This is a genomic window from Thalassiella azotivora, from assembly GCF_054781695.1.
In genome coordinates, this window is sequence record NZ_BAAGTX010000009.1 from 57,699 (window position 1) to 73,979 (window position 16,281).

General features: G+C 76.7%; 17 protein-coding genes. 8 read left to right on the forward strand and 9 right to left on the reverse strand.

What is annotated here, in order from left to right:
- The first annotated feature begins 37 nt into the window (after window positions 1-37).
- Entirely contained in the window at window positions 38-355 is a 318-nt protein-coding gene (locus tag ACYVQV_RS07795; protein WP_461022785.1) for an Rv2175c family DNA-binding protein, read from the forward strand.
- A gap of 3 nt (window positions 356-358) precedes the next feature.
- Here ACYVQV_RS07795 and crtI read toward each other — a convergent pair whose 3' ends face one another.
- The gene (crtI, locus tag ACYVQV_RS07800; RefSeq protein ID WP_461022710.1) at window positions 359-1,915 is read right to left on the reverse strand and encodes a phytoene desaturase family protein; all 1,557 of its coding nucleotides are present in this window, start codon (window positions 1,913-1,915) and stop codon (window positions 359-361) included.
- A complete protein-coding gene (locus ACYVQV_RS07805) occupies window positions 1,912-3,018 on the reverse strand; it encodes a polyprenyl synthetase family protein (RefSeq protein ID WP_461022786.1) in 1,107 nt (368 codons plus the stop codon). The genes crtI and ACYVQV_RS07805 overlap by 4 nt, the downstream gene beginning before the upstream one ends.
- Before the next feature lie 212 nt (window positions 3,019-3,230).
- On the opposite strand from ACYVQV_RS07805, the gene metF reads away from it, so the two are divergent.
- Genes metF through ACYVQV_RS07825 form a run of 4 tightly spaced genes read left to right on the forward strand, consistent with a single transcriptional unit; the run spans window position 3,231 to window position 6,625 of the window.
- On the forward strand, window positions 3,231-4,202 hold the full coding sequence (metF, locus tag ACYVQV_RS07810; protein WP_461022711.1) for a methylenetetrahydrofolate reductase [NAD(P)H]: 972 nt from the start codon (window positions 3,231-3,233) through the stop codon (window positions 4,200-4,202).
- Between the two features lie 13 nt (window positions 4,203-4,215).
- The gene (locus tag ACYVQV_RS07815) at window positions 4,216-4,878 is read left to right on the forward strand and encodes an SIMPL domain-containing protein (RefSeq protein ID WP_461022712.1); all 663 of its coding nucleotides are present in this window, start codon (window positions 4,216-4,218) and stop codon (window positions 4,876-4,878) included.
- The gene (locus ACYVQV_RS07820; RefSeq protein WP_461022713.1) at window positions 4,875-5,534 is read left to right on the forward strand and encodes a CDP-alcohol phosphatidyltransferase family protein; all 660 of its coding nucleotides are present in this window, start codon (window positions 4,875-4,877) and stop codon (window positions 5,532-5,534) included. Before ACYVQV_RS07815 ends, ACYVQV_RS07820 begins: the two co-directional genes overlap by 4 nt.
- Window positions 5,531-6,625, forward strand: coding sequence for an acyltransferase (locus ACYVQV_RS07825; protein WP_461022714.1), 1,095 nt, complete (start codon window positions 5,531-5,533; stop codon window positions 6,623-6,625). Before ACYVQV_RS07820 ends, ACYVQV_RS07825 begins: the two co-directional genes overlap by 4 nt.
- Window positions 6,626-6,637: 12 nt before the next feature.
- On the opposite strand, the gene ACYVQV_RS07830 is transcribed toward ACYVQV_RS07825, so the two are convergent.
- The 7 genes from ACYVQV_RS07830 to ACYVQV_RS07860 form a co-directional block, all read right to left on the reverse strand.
- Window positions 6,638-8,176 (reverse strand): phytoene desaturase family protein, encoded by a 1,539-nt coding sequence (locus ACYVQV_RS07830; protein ID WP_461022715.1) that lies wholly within the window; start codon window positions 8,174-8,176, stop codon window positions 6,638-6,640.
- Between the two features lie 30 nt (window positions 8,177-8,206).
- Window positions 8,207-9,346 carry a glycosyltransferase family 2 protein gene (locus tag ACYVQV_RS07835; RefSeq protein ID WP_461022716.1) on the reverse strand — a complete coding sequence of 380 codons (1,140 nt, stop codon included), beginning with the start codon at window positions 9,344-9,346 and terminating at the stop codon, window positions 8,207-8,209.
- The gene (locus tag ACYVQV_RS07840) at window positions 9,343-10,230 is read right to left on the reverse strand and encodes a carotenoid biosynthesis protein (protein ID WP_461022717.1); all 888 of its coding nucleotides are present in this window, start codon (window positions 10,228-10,230) and stop codon (window positions 9,343-9,345) included. The genes ACYVQV_RS07835 and ACYVQV_RS07840 overlap by 4 nt, the downstream gene beginning before the upstream one ends.
- Window positions 10,227-10,865 carry a DUF4126 domain-containing protein gene (locus ACYVQV_RS07845; protein ID WP_461022718.1) on the reverse strand — a complete coding sequence of 213 codons (639 nt, stop codon included), beginning with the start codon at window positions 10,863-10,865 and terminating at the stop codon, window positions 10,227-10,229. Before ACYVQV_RS07845 ends, ACYVQV_RS07840 begins: the two co-directional genes overlap by 4 nt.
- 43 nt (window positions 10,866-10,908) lie before the next feature.
- The gene (locus ACYVQV_RS07850; RefSeq protein ID WP_461022719.1) at window positions 10,909-11,679 is read right to left on the reverse strand and encodes a monooxygenase; all 771 of its coding nucleotides are present in this window, start codon (window positions 11,677-11,679) and stop codon (window positions 10,909-10,911) included.
- Window positions 11,680-12,128: 449 nt separating this feature from the next.
- Window positions 12,129-12,644: a YbaK/EbsC family protein gene (locus ACYVQV_RS07855; RefSeq protein WP_461022720.1), complete on the reverse strand. Its 516-nt coding sequence runs from the start codon at window positions 12,642-12,644 to the stop codon at window positions 12,129-12,131.
- Window positions 12,645-12,708: 64 nt separating this feature from the next.
- On the reverse strand, window positions 12,709-13,470 hold the full coding sequence (locus ACYVQV_RS07860) for a SprT-like domain-containing protein (protein ID WP_461022721.1): 762 nt from the start codon (window positions 13,468-13,470) through the stop codon (window positions 12,709-12,711).
- A gap of 496 nt (window positions 13,471-13,966) precedes the next feature.
- Here ACYVQV_RS07860 and ACYVQV_RS07865 point away from each other — a divergent pair, with 496 nt between their 5' ends.
- The 3 genes from ACYVQV_RS07865 (at window position 13,967) to ACYVQV_RS07875 (ending at window position 16,181) form a co-directional block, all read left to right on the forward strand.
- Window positions 13,967-14,344 (forward strand): DUF6504 family protein, encoded by a 378-nt coding sequence (locus ACYVQV_RS07865; protein ID WP_461022722.1) that lies wholly within the window; start codon window positions 13,967-13,969, stop codon window positions 14,342-14,344.
- A gap of 265 nt (window positions 14,345-14,609) precedes the next feature.
- On the forward strand, window positions 14,610-14,981 hold the full coding sequence (locus ACYVQV_RS07870; RefSeq protein ID WP_461022723.1) for an SAV_6107 family HEPN domain-containing protein: 372 nt from the start codon (window positions 14,610-14,612) through the stop codon (window positions 14,979-14,981).
- A gap of 171 nt (window positions 14,982-15,152) precedes the next feature.
- The gene (locus tag ACYVQV_RS07875; protein ID WP_461022724.1) at window positions 15,153-16,181 is read left to right on the forward strand and encodes a hypothetical protein; all 1,029 of its coding nucleotides are present in this window, start codon (window positions 15,153-15,155) and stop codon (window positions 16,179-16,181) included.
- Window positions 16,182-16,281: the final 100 nt, after the last annotated feature.

Below are 16,281 nucleotides of genomic sequence, written 5' to 3' on the forward strand. Positions count from 1 at the left end.
CCCGGCGGCCCGGCTGGAGGAGCTCGTCGACGAGTGGATGACCCTGCCGGACGTCGCCGAGCACCTGGGGGTGGACCTGCGCCGGGTCCGCCGGATGCTCGACGACCACGTGCTGGCCGCCGTCCGGCGGGGGCACCCGCGGGTGCTGAGCGTCCCCCGTGCGCTCGTGGACCCCGAGCCCATGCCGGAGCTGCCGGGCACGCTGAGCGTGCTGGCCGACTCCGGCTACGGCACCGCGGAGGCGCTCGTGTGGCTGTTCACGCCGGACGAGACACTGCCGGGGACGCCGGTGGAGAACCTGAGGGCGGGCCGCAAGACGGAGATCCGCCGCAGGGCGCAGGCGCTCGCGTTCTGATCGTCAGCGCCAGGCGCGCGAGCGGTAGGACCGGTCCCGGCCGGTCACCCGCTCGGCGGCGAGCCGACCGGAGACGAGCACCATCGGCACCCCCACACCCGGCTGGGTGCCCGAGCCGGTGAGCACCACGTTGCGCCCCCACAGGTTGCCCGGCCGGAACGGGCCGGTCTGGCGGAACGTGTGGGCCGCCGCGAACGGCGCGCCGGCCTCCATCCCCCGGGCCTCCCAGTCCGCCGGGGTCGTCACGTCCTCGACCTCGATCCCGTCCGCGAAACCGGGGAAGCCGCGCTGCTCCAGCGTCGCGAGGGCGTGCTCGCGGTACCGCGGGCCCACCCGCCCCCAGTCGATGCCCGCCGTCGTGTTCGGCGTCGGGAACAGCACGTAGTAGCTGTGCCGCCCGTCCGGGGCCAGCGACGGGTCCGACACCGACGGGGCGCTGACCAGCACGCTCGGGTCCGACATCAGCCGGCCCGAGGTCAGCTCGTCGAACACGCCCTTCCAGGCGTGGCCGAACGAGATCGTGTGGTGCGCCAGGCCCGGGTACCCGGTCGAGGACCCGGCCAGCATCAGCCAGCACGAGGGGGAGTACCGCAGCCGACGGCGCACCGGCGCCCCCAGCAGGTCGCGGCGCGCCACCGGCAGGTCCGGGCTGAGGACGACGACGTCGCAGGGCACGCGCTCGCCGTCCGCCGTCCGCACCGCCGTCGCCCGGTCGCCGCAGCGCTCCACGGACTCCACCGTCACGCCGTACCGGATGTCGACACCGTGCGCCTGCGCGGCGGCGGCCATCGCCCGGGGGACGGCGTTCATCCCGCCCCGCGGGAAGAACACGCCCGCGACCGAGTCCATGTACGCGATCACCGCGTACAGCGCGAGCGCGTCGTACGGGGAGACGCCGGCGTACATCGCCTGGAACGAGTAGACCCGCTGGGTCCGCTCGTCCTTCAGGTACCGGGCCACCTCGCCGGCCAGGCTGCGGAAGCCGCCCGCCGCGGCCAGCCGCACGAGGTTGGGGGTGAGCAGGTCCGCCGGGGTGTCGATGTTGCGGTCGATGAAGTCCCGCATCTCGTAGCGGTAGTAGCGGCTGACCAGGTCGACGAACCGGCGGTACCCCTCCGCCTCGGCCGGACCGCACAGCGCCGCCACCTCGGCCGCCATCGCCTCCGGGTCGGCGTGCACGTCCAGGCCCGAGCCGTCGGCGAAGCGCGCCCGGTACAGGGGGGCGACCGGGTCCAGGGTGAGGTGGTCCTCCATCCGCTCGCCCAGCGCGTCGAAGCAGTCGGCGATCAGGTCGGGCATCGTCAGGACCGTCGGCCCCGTGTCGAAGCGGTACGTCCCGGTCGGGCCCTCGCGCACCAGCACCCCGGCGCGCCCGCCGGGGCCGTCCTCGCGCTCCAGCACCGTGACGCGCCGTCCTGCCCCGGCCAGGCGCATCGCGGCGCTCAGCCCCGACAGCCCGGCGCCCACCACGACGACGTGGTCGGTGGGGCCCTGGACGGTCCGCACCCGGCCGGGGACGAGCGCGTCGGCGAGCCGGCGGGCCCGGGTCGGCCCGCTCACGCCGTGCGCTCCGTCGCGGTGCCGACGAGGTCGAGCAGCACCGTCCGCGCCGGCTCGGCGACCTGGGCGCCGTCCAGGGCCCGGCGCGCCGCGGCGACCTGGGAGGCGATCATCCGCTCCGTCTCCTCCAGCGCGCCGCTGCCGCGCAGCACGTCGCGCACGCGCTGCACGCCGTCCTCGTCCAGGTCGCGGCGGCCCAGGTGCTCCTCGAGCAGCGAGCGGCCCCGCGCGTCCGCCGCCCGGGACGCGAGCGCCACGAGCACCGTCCGCTTGCCCTCGCGCAGGTCGTCCCCGGCCGGCTTGCCGGTCGCCTCGGGGTCGCCGAAGACGCCGAGGACGTCGTCGCGCAGCTGGAAGGCCTCACCGAGGGCCAGGCCGTACGCGCTGTACGCGGCCCGCAGCGCCGGGGAGGCGCCGGCCAGGGCAGCGCCGACGAGCAGCGGGTGCTCGATCGTGTACTTCGCGGACTTGAAGCGGATCACCTCCCGCGCCACGGCCACCGGGTCGTCCCCGGACGAACCCCCCGACTGCGCGAGGACGTCGAGGTACTGACCGGCCATCAGCTCGGTGCGCATCCGGTCGAACTCGCGCCGGGTCGCCTCGACCCGCGCGGGCGCACCGGGCAGGCCGTGGCCGCCGTCGGCCAGGTGCTCGCGCAGGGCCCGGGACAGCAGCTCGTCGTTCCAGGACAGGCACAGGTCACCGGCGAGGACGGCGGCACCGTCGCCGAACTGCTCGGGGTCGCCGAGCCACCCGCGCTCACGGTGACGGGCGGCGAACGCCCGGTGCATGGCCGGCCTGCCGCGGCGCGTGTCGGAGCGGTCCATCACGTCGTCGTGCAGCAGCGCGGCGGCCTGGAACAGCTCCAGCGACGCGGCGACCCGCACCGCGACGTCCGCCGCGACCGGGTCGGGGCCGCCCGCGCCGCGCCACCCCCAGAAGCAGAACGCCGGACGCAGCCTCTTGCCGCCGACCAGCAGGTCCTGGACCGCGTCCAGGAGCGGCAGGGTGTCCACCGACACGGCCGCGAGCACGGCGCGCTGCTCCTCCAGGAAGGCGTCCAGCACCCCCTGCACGCGCCGGCGCAGGTGCGCCGCGTCCAGCGGGTGGCGAGCGGGTCCGCCCTCGGCAGCGGCCTCGACCCCGGCGTCGACGGGTGCGGGCGGGGTCGGGGTGGGACGCGTCACGTGCTCTCCTGCCTCGGCGGGTCTGCCGCGCGGTGCGCGGTGCTGTCGACCGTACTTCGGGCCGGACCGCTCCGGCGGATGCGAGCGTAGGCGGCCGGCCCCCCGCACGCTGCCTCTAGGCTGGCCCCATGGCCCTGGGGAACCTGACGACGAGCCGACCGACCGCGACGCTCGTGGACACGATCAGCGACCTGCTCGCCTCGGGGCGGCGGTCCTTCTCCTTCGAGTTCTTCCCGCCCAAGGACGACGCCGGCGAGGCCGTCCTGTGGGCGTCGATCCGGCGGCTGGAGGGGCTGGCCCCGACGTTCGTGTCCGTGACCTACGGGGCCGGCGGGTCGACCCGCGACCGGACGGTGCGGATCACCGGCCGCATCGCCAGCGAGACCACCCTCACCCCGGTCGGCCACCTGACCTGCGTCTCGGCCTCCAGGGACGAGCTGCGCCGCGTCGTCGGCGAGTACGCCGCGGCCGGGGTGCGTAACGTCCTGGCCCTGCGCGGCGACCCGCCGGGCGGGCCCGGCGCCCCGTGGGTCCAGCACCCGCAGGGCCTGCAGCACGCCGTCGAGCTGGTCGAGCTCGTCCGCGGGCTCGGCCGGTTCGACGTCGGCGTCGCGGCCTTCCCGTACCGCCACCCCGAGTCGCCCGACCTGGAGCACGACGCCCGCGTCCTGGCGATGAAGGCCGACGCCGGCGCCGCGTTCGCCGTCACCCAGCTGTTCTTCGAGCCCACCGCGTACCTCGAGCTCGTCGAGCGGGCCCGGCGGCACGGGTGCACCATCCCGATCATCCCCGGGCTGATGCCGATCACCACGATCGGGCAGATCGAGCGCTTCGGCGTGCTCGGCGGCAACCCCGTCCCGCCCGCGCTCGTGGAGCGGCTCACCGCTGTCGCCGACGACCCCGCCGCCGTCCGGGCCGTGGGCCTGGAGGCCGCCGCCCGCCTCGCGCAGGACCTGCTCGACGGCGGCGCGCCGGGCCTGCACTTCTACACGCTGAACCGGTCCACGGCGACGCTGGAGATCTACCGCTCGTTGGGCCTGGACACCCCCGCGTCGCGGCAGCGCCCCGCTGTCACCGGGGTCGCCGGCGCGCGGGCGTGACCGGGGTCCGACCATGACCGGTCCCGCCCCGAGGGCCGAGACCGACGGCGGCGACGAGGTCGTCGTCACCGGGACGGGGAGCGCGGCCACGGCACCCGACGTCGTCACCGTCGCGCTGACCGCCACCTGCCGCCGCGACGACGCCGCCGCCGCGGTCGCGGCCGTCGACGCCGTCGTCCGGGCGGTCGGTGACGTCGTCGCGGCGGCGAACCCGGTGTGGGCTGCGGCTCCCGCCACGACCGCCCTGGCCGTCCACGCCGAGCACCGGCACGACCCCGAGGTCGGCAGCCGCCGCACCGGCGTGCGGGCCGTGCACGGCCTGCGGCTGGGTGTGGACGACGTCGACCGGCTGGGCGAGGCCCTGGCCACCGTGCTGGCGGCCGGCGGCGACGACCTCGAGCTCGACGCCGTCGCCGCGGGTGTCCGCGACGACACCGACCTGCTGGACCGCGCCCGCCGCGCGGCCTTCGCCGACGCGCGGCACCGGGCGGAGGCGCTGGCCGCACTGGCCGGGCGCACCCTCGGGCCGGTGCGCGCCGTCACCGAGGAGCCCGCTGGCCCCCCGCCGGGCGGTCCCCGCCCGTTCGCGGCCCGCGGGGCCCTGGAGGCCGTGGCGGTCGCCCCCTCGGAGGTCGAGCGGACCGTCGTCCTGACCGTGCGCTGGCAGCTTCGATGAGCGGCGCCGGGCCCGGCGACGACGAGGCCCGCTGGCGCACGGAGCACCACCTCGACGCCGGGGCCGGCGGGCCGCTCGTCGGTCCGTGGCTGCGGCTCGTCACCGCCGCGGCCCGGCCGCTCGCCCGCCGCGGCGTCGCCCCCGACCTGCTGACGGCCGCCGGCGTGGTGGCCGCGCTCGCCGCCGTCCCCGTCGCCCTCGCCGGCGGCCGGTGGACGCTGCTCGTCGCCGCGCTCGTGCTCCTCACCGCGGCGATGGACGGGCTCGACGGAGCCGTGGCCCGGCTGCGGGAGCACCGCAGCCGCTGGGGCGGCGTCGTCGACGCCACCGCGGACCGGTTCTCCGAGGCCGCGTTCGGCCTGGTGCTCTGGGTGCTCGGCGCCCCGGCCGCCCTCGTCGTCGCCGCCGTGGCGGGGACGACGGTGCTCGAGTACGCCCGGGAGCGCGCGGCGGCCACCGGAGCCGCCGACGCCGTCGTCCTCACCGTGGCCGAGCGGCCCACCCGGGTGATCGTGACGCTGATGTTCGCGCTCGCCGCCGGTGTCCTGCCCCACCAGGCGGCGGCGCTCGCGACCACCGGGGCGTTCGTCTGGCTCGCCACGGCGCTGGTCGGGGCCGTGCAGCTCGTCGTGGGGTGGGGCAGGCTGCCCCGGTGAGCGCGCTCGAGGCCCTGGACGCCGTCCCGGAGGAGCCGCCGCCGCGCACGCGCACCGCCTGGATGGACCCCGCCCGGGTCCTGGCGATCGTGGCCGTCGTGCTGGTGCACGTGCTCGCTCCCACCGTCGAGGGGCGGGGGGTCACGACCGGGGACGCCGGGTGGTGGCTGGCGAACGGGCTGAACTCGGCGGCGCGCTGGTGCGTCCCCGTCTTCCTGATGATCAGCGGTGCGCTGGCGCTCGACCCGGCGAAGGTGGTCCGGCCCCGCGACTTCTACCGTCGTCGCTGGCAGCGCATCGGCGTCCCACTGGTGTTCTGGACCGGGGTGTACCTGCTCTTCCGGTGGATGGTCCTGGACCCGGACCTGACGCCGGGCGAGGCGGCGACGGACGTGGCCCGCGGCGCGCCGTTCCTCCAGCTGTACTTCCTCTACGTGCTCGCCGGGCTGGTGCTCGTCACGCCGTTCCTCAAGGTCGTCACCCGGCACGCCACGTGGCGGATGCAGCTCGGTTTCGCCGTGGTGCTGCTGCTGCTCGGCGTCACCGACCAGCTCCTCGGCTGGCTGGGCGGGGTCGGTGAGCTGAACGCCGCCACCCGGTTCCTGCCGTTCGCCGGGTACTACGTGCTGGGGTGGTGCCTGCGGGACGTCGTCCTGACCGGTCGCCGGCTGCTGTGGTGCGCCGCGACGTGGGGCGCGTCCGTCGCCGTCACCGCCGTGCTGGCCGCCGCGCAGGACTTCGGGGCGCTCGGCCGGTGGGCGTACGGGTTCCTGTCCCCGGGGGTGGTGACCATGTCGGTGACCGCGTTCCTGCTGCTGCACGCGCTGCTGCGCACCAGCGAGGGCCGGGCGCAGCGGTGGCTGCGACCGGTCGCCCCCCTCGCCTTCGGCGTCTTCCTCGTGCACGCGGCGCTGGTCTTCGGCCTGCGGCGCGTGACCGGTGTCGCCGACGACCTCGGCGGGGTGCTGCTGTCCGCGGTGGGCCTGACGCTGCTGCACCTGGTGGCGTCGGCTGCGGTCACCTGGGTGGTCCTGCGGGTGCCGTACCTGCGCGCCGTCCTCGGTGAGCCCGCACGGCCGCAGTCCGCCTGAGCGGGGCGACGCTCAGGCGGACGTCGCGGGTCCGACGAGGTCGGCGACGATGTTCGCCGACATCCCCACCAGCGGCAGGCCCCCGCCGGGGTGCGCCGAGCCGCCCACCAGGTACAGGCCCGGCAGGCCGGAGGCGTTCGCGGGCCGCAGGAACGCCGAGCGCGCGCCGTTCGACGAGCTGCCGTAGATCGAGCCGCCGACGCTGCCGGTCCCGCGCTCGAGGTCAGCCGGCGTGCGCACCTCCCGCCACAGCACCCGCTCGCGCACGTCCAGGCCGCGCTCGGCCATGACGTCGAGCACCCGGTCGGCGTACGACTCGGCCAGCGGCCGACCGTCGTCGCCCGCACCGTCCCAGTCCACCCCGGCGCCCCGGTGCCCGGGCGTGTGCCGGGGGGCGTTGACCAGGACGAACCACGCCTCGTGGTCGTCGTCCGGTCGCAGGGCCGGGTCGTCCGGTGCGCTCACGTAGACCGTCGGGTCGGGCACCGGCACCGGCTGCCCCCGGTGGCGGCCCACGCCGAACACCGCGTCGAACTCCGCGTCGTAGTCGGCCGGGAACAGCACCGTGTGGTGGCGCAGGTCCGGCGTGCGCCCCCGCAGCGCCAGCAGCAGCACGAAGCCCGAGAGGGACGGCGTCGCGCGGCGCAGCCCCGGGGCGACGGCACGGGTGCTGCGCGTGCGCGGCAGCAGCGTCCCCACCAGGCGGGCCACGTCGACACCGGAGACCACCACGTCCGCCGGGACCCGCTCGCCGTCGGCCAGCTGGACCCCGGCCGCCCGGCCGCCGTCCACCAGCACGCGGACCACCTCCGCGCCGGTACGCACCGTCGCCCCGTGCAGCTCGGCGCGTTCGCGGACGGCGTCCCCGAGGCGGCGCAGCCCCCCGCGCACGTACCAGGACCCGAACGTCTGCTCCACGTACGGCACCGTCGCCAGCGCCGCCGGGGCACGGCGCGGGTCCGACCCGGTGTACGTGGCGTACCGGTCCAGCAGCGTCCGCAGGTGCGGGTGGGTCAGGTACCGGCCGCCCAGCGCGCGCAGCGAGTGCCACGGCGCGATGGTGCGCAGGTCGTCGAGCCGGCGGCTGTACCCCGCCAGCGTGCGGGCGCCCTGCAGGGGCGAGGCCAGGAACGGGTCGCGGGTGGCGTCCCAGATCCGCCCGGCGCGGGTGAGGAAGTCGAGCCACTGCTGCCCGGCGCCGTCGCCGAGGGCGTCGTCGAGGGCCCGCTTCAGCCGGGCGCGGCCGCCGTTCGGGACGTCCAGCTCCGTGCCGTCGGCGAAGCGGTAGTGGCAGGCCGGGTCGACCTCGACGAGGTCGACGTGCTCCTCCAGCGGCGTCCCGGTGTTCGCGAACAGGTCCCGGTACACCGCCGGCAGCGTCAGCAGGCTCGGGCCGGTGTCGAACGAGAAGCCGTCCCGGCTGAACCACCCCAGCTTGCCGCCGGTCGCGGGCTCCTTCTCCAGCACGGTGACGTCGTGCCCGGCAGCGGCCAACCGGACCGCGCACGCCAGACCACCCAGGCCGGCACCGACGACGACGACGCGCGACACCGCACCAGCTCCTGTCGTGAGTGAGGGGCGTCAGGCTACGCCCGCACCGCCGGTGCGGACCGCGCGGCCCTTCCACGACAGCGCACCCCGCCGGTGCTGCACCACCGACCGCGCGGTCAGGTACGCCAGCGCCGCCACGGACAGCGGGTGGGCGGCGGCGTCGGGGACCACCCGCGCGCCGGTCCGCCGTCCCGTCAGCACCCGGCCCGCGACCCCCGCCGCGTACCCGACCAGACCGACCCTGCTGCCCGTCAGCGCCGCCACCGCCGGCAGCACGTACGCCGCCGACAGCAGTCCGGTGACGGCAGCCGCGCCCGCCGGTGAGCCGAACGCCGACCACAGCGACTTGCTGTACCCGTCGCGGACCTGCCCCCAGCCCTCGTACATCCGGCAGGACGCCACGTCGGTGCCGTCGGTCACCACGCCGTGCCCACCGGCCGCCTTCACGGCCCGCAGCAGCGCCAGGTCGTCCAGCACGTCACCGGCCACCGCCTCGTGCCCCCCGCAGCGCCGGTACACCCCGGCGTCGACGCACAGCAGCTGGCCGTTGGCCGCGCCCAGGGACGGCCGGCTGGTCCGCTCCGCCACGCGCAGCGGGACGGTCGTCAGCCACGACCACTGCAGCAGCGGCTGGACCAGCCGCTCGCCCGGGGTGACGGCGACCTGGCGGGGGTAGGGGCACACCAGGTCCAGGCCGGTGCGCCGCAGCTGGGTGACCGTCGCCGCCACCGCGTCCGGCGCGAGCAGCACGTCCGCGTCGACGAAGACCAGCACCGACCCGCTCGCCGCGCGGGCGAGCTGCGCGCAGGCGTGCGGCTTGCCCAACCACCCCGCGGGCAGCGGTGCGCCCGTCAGCACCTGCACCCGGGCGTCGCCCCCGGCCGCCCGGCGGGCGACGTCGGCGGTGCCGTCGCCGCTGCCGTCGTCCAGGACCAGCAGCTCGAGGTCGGGGACGCCGCGCTGCGCCAGCACGGAGCGGACGCACGCGCCGATCCGCGTCGCCTCGTCCCGGGCGGGCACGAGGACGCTGACGCGCTCGCGGACGCCGTCCGGGTCCGCGGTCGGGGTGCGCAGGAGCCGGGCGTTCACGGCGGAGTGCGCGGTCAGCGCCAGGGCCGTGGCGGTGCCTGCCCAGGTGAGGGCCCGGCCCACCACCCGGAGCCGGGTCACCGGTGGGAGGCCGGGACGGCCCGCACGCCGGCTCGAGCCGGGCGCCACGTCACCCACAGGGCCGGGCCGGCCACCAGCCCCATCGCCAGGACCCCGAGAACCGCCACCGCGGGTCGGTCGAAGAACACCGCGTTCGCCAGGCCCGAGCCGAGCCACGTCCACGCCAGCAGGAGCGCGGGGACCGACGGCATCGCGCCCGGGGCGGTCGCCCCGCGGGGCGCCGCCAGGTGCAGCCCCGTCTGGATGAGCGCCGAGACCAGCAGCCAGCCGGCGTAGTTGGTCAGCGGGATCCCCTCGACGCCGGGGAGCGTGGGGGAGGGGAAGGCCCACACCCAGTGACCGGCGTCCACCATCTGCGGGTCGAGGTAGACGTCCCAGGCCGTCAGCAGCCACGTCGCGGCCGGCACCGCCAGCCAGGGCGCGCGCACCCGGTGCGCCACGGCCCGTCCCGCCAGCAGGCACGGGTAGCTCATCATCACCCAGGCGAGCGGGACCAGGACCGGGACGTCGAGCAGCTCCGGCCCGAGCGTCCCGGTGTAGTCGTAGCGGCCGAACGGGTAGCCGGTGGCCACCCCGGTGGCCTCGGAGACCAGCCCCACGCCACCGGCGACCGCGACCAGCGCGACCGCGCCGCGGGCGCCCCACCACGCGGCGGCGTGCGCCACGCTCGCCGCGCTGAACAGCAGCACGCTCGCGGCCGTGACGGCCACCAGCGTCGGGTTCGTCGCAGCCCGCGGGTCGCCGTCCACGAGAGGGTAGGCGACCTGTGCCAGGACCGCGCCGGCGGCCAGCACGGCCGACGCGCGCACGAGGCCCTCGCGGCCACGGGCCGTCGGCGGTGCCGTCGGGACGCCCGCGTCCCCGGGGCGGGTCGTCGCGCTCACCGGGAGCCCGCTCCGTGGCTCGAACCGTGCGCCGTCGGGGCGCCGGGTGGTGCGCCGCGTGCCGCCCTGCGCTCGCGCCGACGTCGGCGGTAGGCGCGGATCCGGGACAGCAGCAGCACCACGAGGACCACGCCGACCATGAGCAGCGTCGCCGCGATCGTCGCCGCCAGCCACGGGGCGACGACGGCCAGGCTGATCACGCCGGCCACGGCGGTGTCCTCCGCGACGCTGACGCCGACGTTGGACGCCGGCTCCGGCGACGTGTTCACCGCCGCGCGCAGACCCGCCTTGACCGCGTGGGAGGCCAGCGCGGTGACGCCGCCGGCCGTCGCGGCCAGGGCCTGCTCGACGCTGCCGGCCTCGCCCGCCAGGAGCGCGCCGAGGGCGGCGCCGATCGCCGGTCGGATGGCCGTGTGGACGGCGTCCCACACCGAGTCGACGTACGGGATCTTGTCGGCCACCAGGTCGACGAGGAAGAGCGCGCCGGCCGCGACGAGCACGTCGGTGCGGGCCAGGACGTCGGGCACCTGGTCGACGGCCACGAAGCGTTCCAGCAGCCCGAGCATGAGCACCACGAGGTAGCCGTTGATGCCGCTCGCCCACCCGGACGTGAAGACCCACGCGATCAGCTCCATGCGGGTCCCCTCTCGTGGTCGACGGCCGGGTGACGGGCCCGGCTCACGGCTGCCGCCCAGCGTAGGTGCCCTCGATCGAGAGCACCTCGAAGCGGGCGAACAGCTCCTCGGCGTACCAGTCGCGCTCGGTGGTCTGACGGACGGCGGTCGCGTGCGGGTTCCGCCGGTGGGCGAACTCCCGCAGCGCCTCACCGTCCCGCCACAGGCTGAACGTGCCCTGCAGCCCCACGGGAGCCTCGCCGACGCCGAGCGCGAGCCGCAGGCCGGGGACCTGGCGGAGGTCCGCGGCGACCGGGGGCACCGCCCGGTGGAACGTCAGCAGCTCGCGGGGTCGGATCCGCGCCCGGGTGACGCTCGCGACGGGCCCGGTCGTGCGACGCGGCTGCGGTCGACCGAACGGCTCACGGCGCGACCACCTGCCGCGGGACGCCAACGGGCGCAGGTGGACGCGCAGCTCCTCGTCGGCGATCCGCCGCCACGCCCGCGCCGTGGGGGAGCGCTCGAGCGCCTCGGCGTCCGCCGCGTCCTGCCAGCAGGCCAGCAGCGCCCAGTGCCCCGGGTCGGCGTCGCCGAGCGTGAACGTGCGCCCTCGGCCGGTGCCGAGCAGCTTGGTGAAGGTGGCCGGCAGCCGGCGGACGAGCAGCTGGTCGAGCGCCATCCGGCCGAGGGCCGCGGGGACGCCGGCCGGGGGGACGCCCCAGAGGTGGACCGTGACCAGGGCCGGCGGTTCCCCCGGTGCCGGTGCCCCGGGGGCGCGCCGGGACGCCGCACCGAGGACACCGGCCGGGCCGTTCCCGGGGTGCGACGTCGTCACGGGCCGACCTTAGGTCGTGGTCGTCGGCGCTGCCCGTCGCCCCCGTCGCGCCCGTCGGCTCTCGACGGTCGGCAGCCGGACGTCGCCCGCCGGACGTCGCCCGCCCACGTGGGGCCGTTACCTGATCGTGACCGGAACGGTGGTCGGCACGGCGTCACGGTGGGTGGGGAACCCGGTCTCCGCTGTGTACGGGGGTCGGGTGCTCACCCACCCCGCCGGGCCTCCCCGTGGTCCGGTCGGGCACCCGCCCCCGTGCTCGTGGCGGCACCCGCCGGCCGGCGGTCCTGGTTCCAGGGGGGAACCCAGGAACGTAGCGGCCGGCGGGGTGCCGCCGCCGACCCCGCGACCTCCTGCGCCCTCGACCCCGTGCCGCCTGGACCCGGTGGCCTGGACCCGGTGGCCTGGACCCGGTGGCCTGGACCCGGTGGCCTGGACCCGGTGGCCTCGACTCAGTCCACCTCGACGGGGTGCCCCGCGGTGATGCGCAGGAGCTCGTCGTAGCGCGTGCGGAACACCGCGCGGGGGTGGCCCGCGGCCGCCCACACCTCGTCGTAGCCGGCCAGTGCGACGTCCACCAGGGTCTGGACGGGGGTCAGGTGCCCCACGGGGGCGACCCCGCCGATGACGAACCCGGTGCGGGCGCGGACGAACTCGGGGTCGGCCCGGTCGAGCCGGTCGACCTCCAGCAGGGCGGCGACGTGGTCGGTGTCCACGCGGTGGGCACCAGACGTCAGCACGAGGACCGCCCGGCGGCCGTCGTGGGAGCCGTCGTCCGTGACCGAGAAGATCAGCGAGCTGGCGATCTGCCCGACCTCGACGCCCAGCTGCGCGGCAGCCTGCGCCGCCGTCCGGGCGTGGTCGTCGAGCACGACGACCTCGCCCGTGGCCTGCAGGTCGCGCAGTGCCTGCCGGACGCGGCTCACGCCCGGGTGGTCGGCGAGCTCCTCGCCGGTCGCGCTCGTCATGGGCAGACGGTAGCGACGAGGTCGCGTTCCGCGCGCGTCGTGCGGGCGGCCATCGCGGGTGAGGTCAGCCCGGAGCAGAGGGGCGTGCGGCCGGTCGGGCCGCCGAGCCGAGCGGGCCACTGGCGCGGGCGAGGTCGAACGGGACGGTGAGGAGACCCTCGCGGGTCCGCACGTGGTACCGCGTCCGGGCCACCTTCTCCACCAGGCCGCGGGTCCCTGCGTGCCGACCGGTGCCGCCCACGGTGACGAGCGCACCGACGGGGAGCAGCGCGGGGCGGCGACGCGGCCGGTCCGCCGCCGGGGCGTCGGCGGTCGGGGGCGGTCCGGCGCGTTCCAGGCGGCGCAGCTCGGCGGCGTAGCGGGGGTGCATCGGCACGACCTCGCCGAGCCGGGTCCACCGCAGCAGGTGCCGAGGGTCGAAGGAGGGCGAGCACCGGCGACAGGACTGCACCCGCTGGGGGACGCGGTAGCGGTGCGCCACGTGACCGGCGGGGCAGGTGCCCTGCCACGGCGCGTCAGGGCGGGGGGACCCTCGGTCGACGCAGCGGCGACCCGAGCAGCCGATCGCGACGGCGGCGCGCCGCCACACCTCGTCGTGGCCGTGGTCGGTGCCGACCAGCGCGTGCGCGATCTCGTGCAGCACCGTGTCGCGCACCTCCTCCGGGGGGTGCAACGCGGTGAGGGCTCGGCTCAGCCCGATCTCGCGACGGGCGGGCCGGCAGATCCCGGCCCGGGTGCGCGCGCGGTCGTAGACGAGCGTCCAGTCGTCCAGGCCGTGCCCGCGCATCAGGGCCGTGGCCATCCGCCGTGCCTCCTCGAGGTCCACGCCGCGCCCTCCTCCCTCGTCCGACCTCGCACCGGGGTCGCCTCCCAGCCGGCTGTCACCGGCGGGGTGAACGCTAGGGCAGGTGGCCGACAGCCGGTCCTCGACGGGGCCGGTGGCCGGACCTCGACGGTTCCGCTTGACGGCCTGTCCGACGGCGGACGTATAGTCGAACACGTGTTCGAACGAAGGTTCGGACGCGTCGCCGGTGGGGAGTCGCGAACCCACCGGTGGCACCGAGCGGGTGGGCGACCTCGACCCCGTCCTCCGGCCCGGTGCCGCGGGGCGGCGCAGGGGTGGCCCGGGTGGGGAAGCCCGGGCCACCCGCGCCGCCCTCGGTGACGACGGGTGCGGTGCGGCAGCGCTCGGGCAGGGTTCGGCAGGGTCGGGTGGCGGGTCGAGTGACCTCGGGACGGCGGTGGCGCCGTCCCCCGCTGGTGGCGCCCGCGGACGCGGGCCAGGTGCCGGGTGAGCGACCCGGCGGCAGGAGGTGGAACCCGTGCGCAGCTACGAGGACGCGGTCCAGGTGCAGGCGGTCCAGGTGAAGGAGGCCCCGTCCGGCGGGGTCGCGACGAGGGTGCGGCCAGGGGAGCCCGACGCGCCGGTGGCACCCACCGCCTTCCTGTGGCGGGGGCGGCTCTACGTCGTGCGGGACGTCCTGGCCCACTGGTACGAACGACGTGCCTGGTGGTCCGAGGGAGCCGCTCGTGCGGTGCGCGGCGAGTCGCCCGCCGGCGACGGTGACGGACTCGGTGGCGACCGGGAGATCTGGCGCGTCGAGGCCAGTGCGGGGCGTCAGGCCGGCACGGGCGTCTACGACCTGTGCCGCAACGCGTCCGGTCCGGAGGGCTGGACCCTGCTTCGGGTGGTCGACTGACGTGAGCGCCTCCACGGTCACGGTCCTCGCCCTGCCGCTGACGGTCCCGGGCCCCGCGACGCCCCGTGCCGGATCGGGCGGGGCCCGTTCGTCCGCCGGTCACTCGACCACGGCCACGTCGGGTGGCCCCGCGTCGCCGCCCGCGGTCTCGTCGCGTCCGGCTCCCGCGCCCGCGGTCTCGTCGCGTCCGGCTCCCGCGTCCGGCGGACGTTCGCGCGGTGACCGCGGTCCGCACCCGCGGAGGGCGCCGACCCCGACGGCGGCCATGGACCTGCTGGACCGCGCCTGCGACGGGCTGGCCGGCGCCCGGTTGGAGCCCGCGCCCGGCGACAGGTACGTCACGGCGCACCTCGCGGCCCTGCGCGCCGCGGCCGCGGTCCTCGCCGTCCGCGGGCGGCCCACCCGCACCTCGGGTGCGCTGAACGTCTGGGTGGTCCTCCCGCGCGTCGCCCCCGAGCTGGGGGAGTGGGCCGCCTTCTTCGCTGCCGGCGCCTCGCGGCGCGCCGCGGTCGAGGCCGGACGGGACGGTGTGGTCACCGCTCGCGACGCGGACGACCTGGTGCGCGACGCGGAGGCGTTCACCCACCTCGTCGCCCACCTGCTCGGCGTCCCCCTGCCGGTGGCCGGCCTGCGCTGACCCGCGCGCCGCAGTCGAGCATGGTCCTGCAGGCGGGGCCGAGGGAGGGCGGAAGATCCGGAGGCCTCCAGGAGGCCGGACCCTCCGCGTTCGCCTGGCCGCCCCTGCGCCCAGGCGAATACCGTGTCAGGAGACGAGACCTCACCGGCCGCGTGGTTGAAGGTGATGTCCATGAGGCGAGTGCCCGCCGTGACGTTGGTGCTGGTCATGACCTCGTGGGTGCTGGCTATGTCCGGCGGGGACTCTCGCGCACAGACCCCGTCCGGGTACGTGGCCATCGAGCTGCCCGAGCCTCCTGGTCACGACTACACGCCCGTAGTCGCCGTCGATGACCGGGGGGTGGCGGTGGGGTCGTCGCGTCACGCGGCCACCTGGGCGACCACGCCGCTGCTGTGGCGAGACGGCCAGGTCGAGACGCTGCCGGTCCCGCAGGGTTCGACCGTGGCCCGTCCGTCGGACATCAACGACAGGGGCGTGGTGGTCGGGACCGCGTACGTCCAGGGTTGGGCCCGTCCGGTGATGTGGGCCGGGGGCGTCGTCCGGGTGCTTCCGCTGCCTGAGGGCGTCACCGGCTACGCGAACGGTGTCAACGACGTGGGTGAGGTCGTGGGCTGGGCCAGTCGGCCGGGGGAGTACGGCCGGGCTGTCCTGTGGCGGCGCGGCGAGCTCGTCCCGTTGACCGGGCCGGCCGAGGCGGGGCCCACGTACGCGTCGGCGATCAACAACCGCGGGCAGGTCGGTGGGCACGGCGCTGTCCGTGAGGGAGGGCCGCCACTGGTGATCCGCTGGGACCGGGGACCGGGGACGACGACCGTGCCGCACGCCGTGGCCTTCCCTGCCGACGAGGTCGCGATCACCGGCGTCAGCGAACGTGGCCTGGTCGTCGGTTTCCTGTGGGAAGGCGTGGCGATCACCTGGCAGGGGGGAGCCGTCCAGCACCTACCGAGTCCGTCGATGGCCGCCGTGTTCACGGGAGGCGTGAACCGGCTCGGTGCGGTCGTGGGTAGCGGCTACGACGTGGAGAGGCAAAGCCGGACCGCCCTGGTCTGGCACGACCGGGTCATGACCGAGCTCGTCCTTCCGGAGCGCCTGACCGGCGGGTGGGCCAGCGACGTCAACGACGCCGGTGTGATCGTGGGCCACGCTGATCGGGTGGACGGCAGCGGCAGCCGCGGAGTGATGTGGGCGCCGGCATCCTGACGGCCGGCTGCGGCGGACGCGTGGTACCGGACGCCGACGCGGTTCCGGTGCCTGAGAGGGACCGGAACTGCGTCGGTGGGAGGACCGGGACCGGCCGCAC

Coding starts and splice junctions, on each gene's coding strand:
- ACYVQV_RS07795 (WP_461022785.1), top strand. CDS start 38: ATGACCCTGCCGGACGTCGCCGAGCACCTGGGGGTGGACCTGCGCCGG.
- metF (WP_461022711.1), top strand. CDS start 3,231: ATGGCCCTGGGGAACCTGACGACGAGCCGACCGACCGCGACGCTCGTG.
- ACYVQV_RS07815 (WP_461022712.1), top strand. CDS start 4,216: ATGACCGGTCCCGCCCCGAGGGCCGAGACCGACGGCGGCGACGAGGTC.
- ACYVQV_RS07820 (WP_461022713.1), top strand. CDS start 4,875: ATGAGCGGCGCCGGGCCCGGCGACGACGAGGCCCGCTGGCGCACGGAG.
- ACYVQV_RS07845 (WP_461022718.1), bottom strand. CDS start 10,865: ATGGAGCTGATCGCGTGGGTCTTCACGTCCGGGTGGGCGAGCGGCATC.
- ACYVQV_RS07855 (WP_461022720.1), bottom strand. CDS start 12,644: ATGACGAGCGCGACCGGCGAGGAGCTCGCCGACCACCCGGGCGTGAGC.
- ACYVQV_RS07870 (WP_461022723.1), top strand. CDS start 14,610: ATGGACCTGCTGGACCGCGCCTGCGACGGGCTGGCCGGCGCCCGGTTG.
- ACYVQV_RS07875 (WP_461022724.1), top strand. CDS start 15,153: ATGAGGCGAGTGCCCGCCGTGACGTTGGTGCTGGTCATGACCTCGTGG.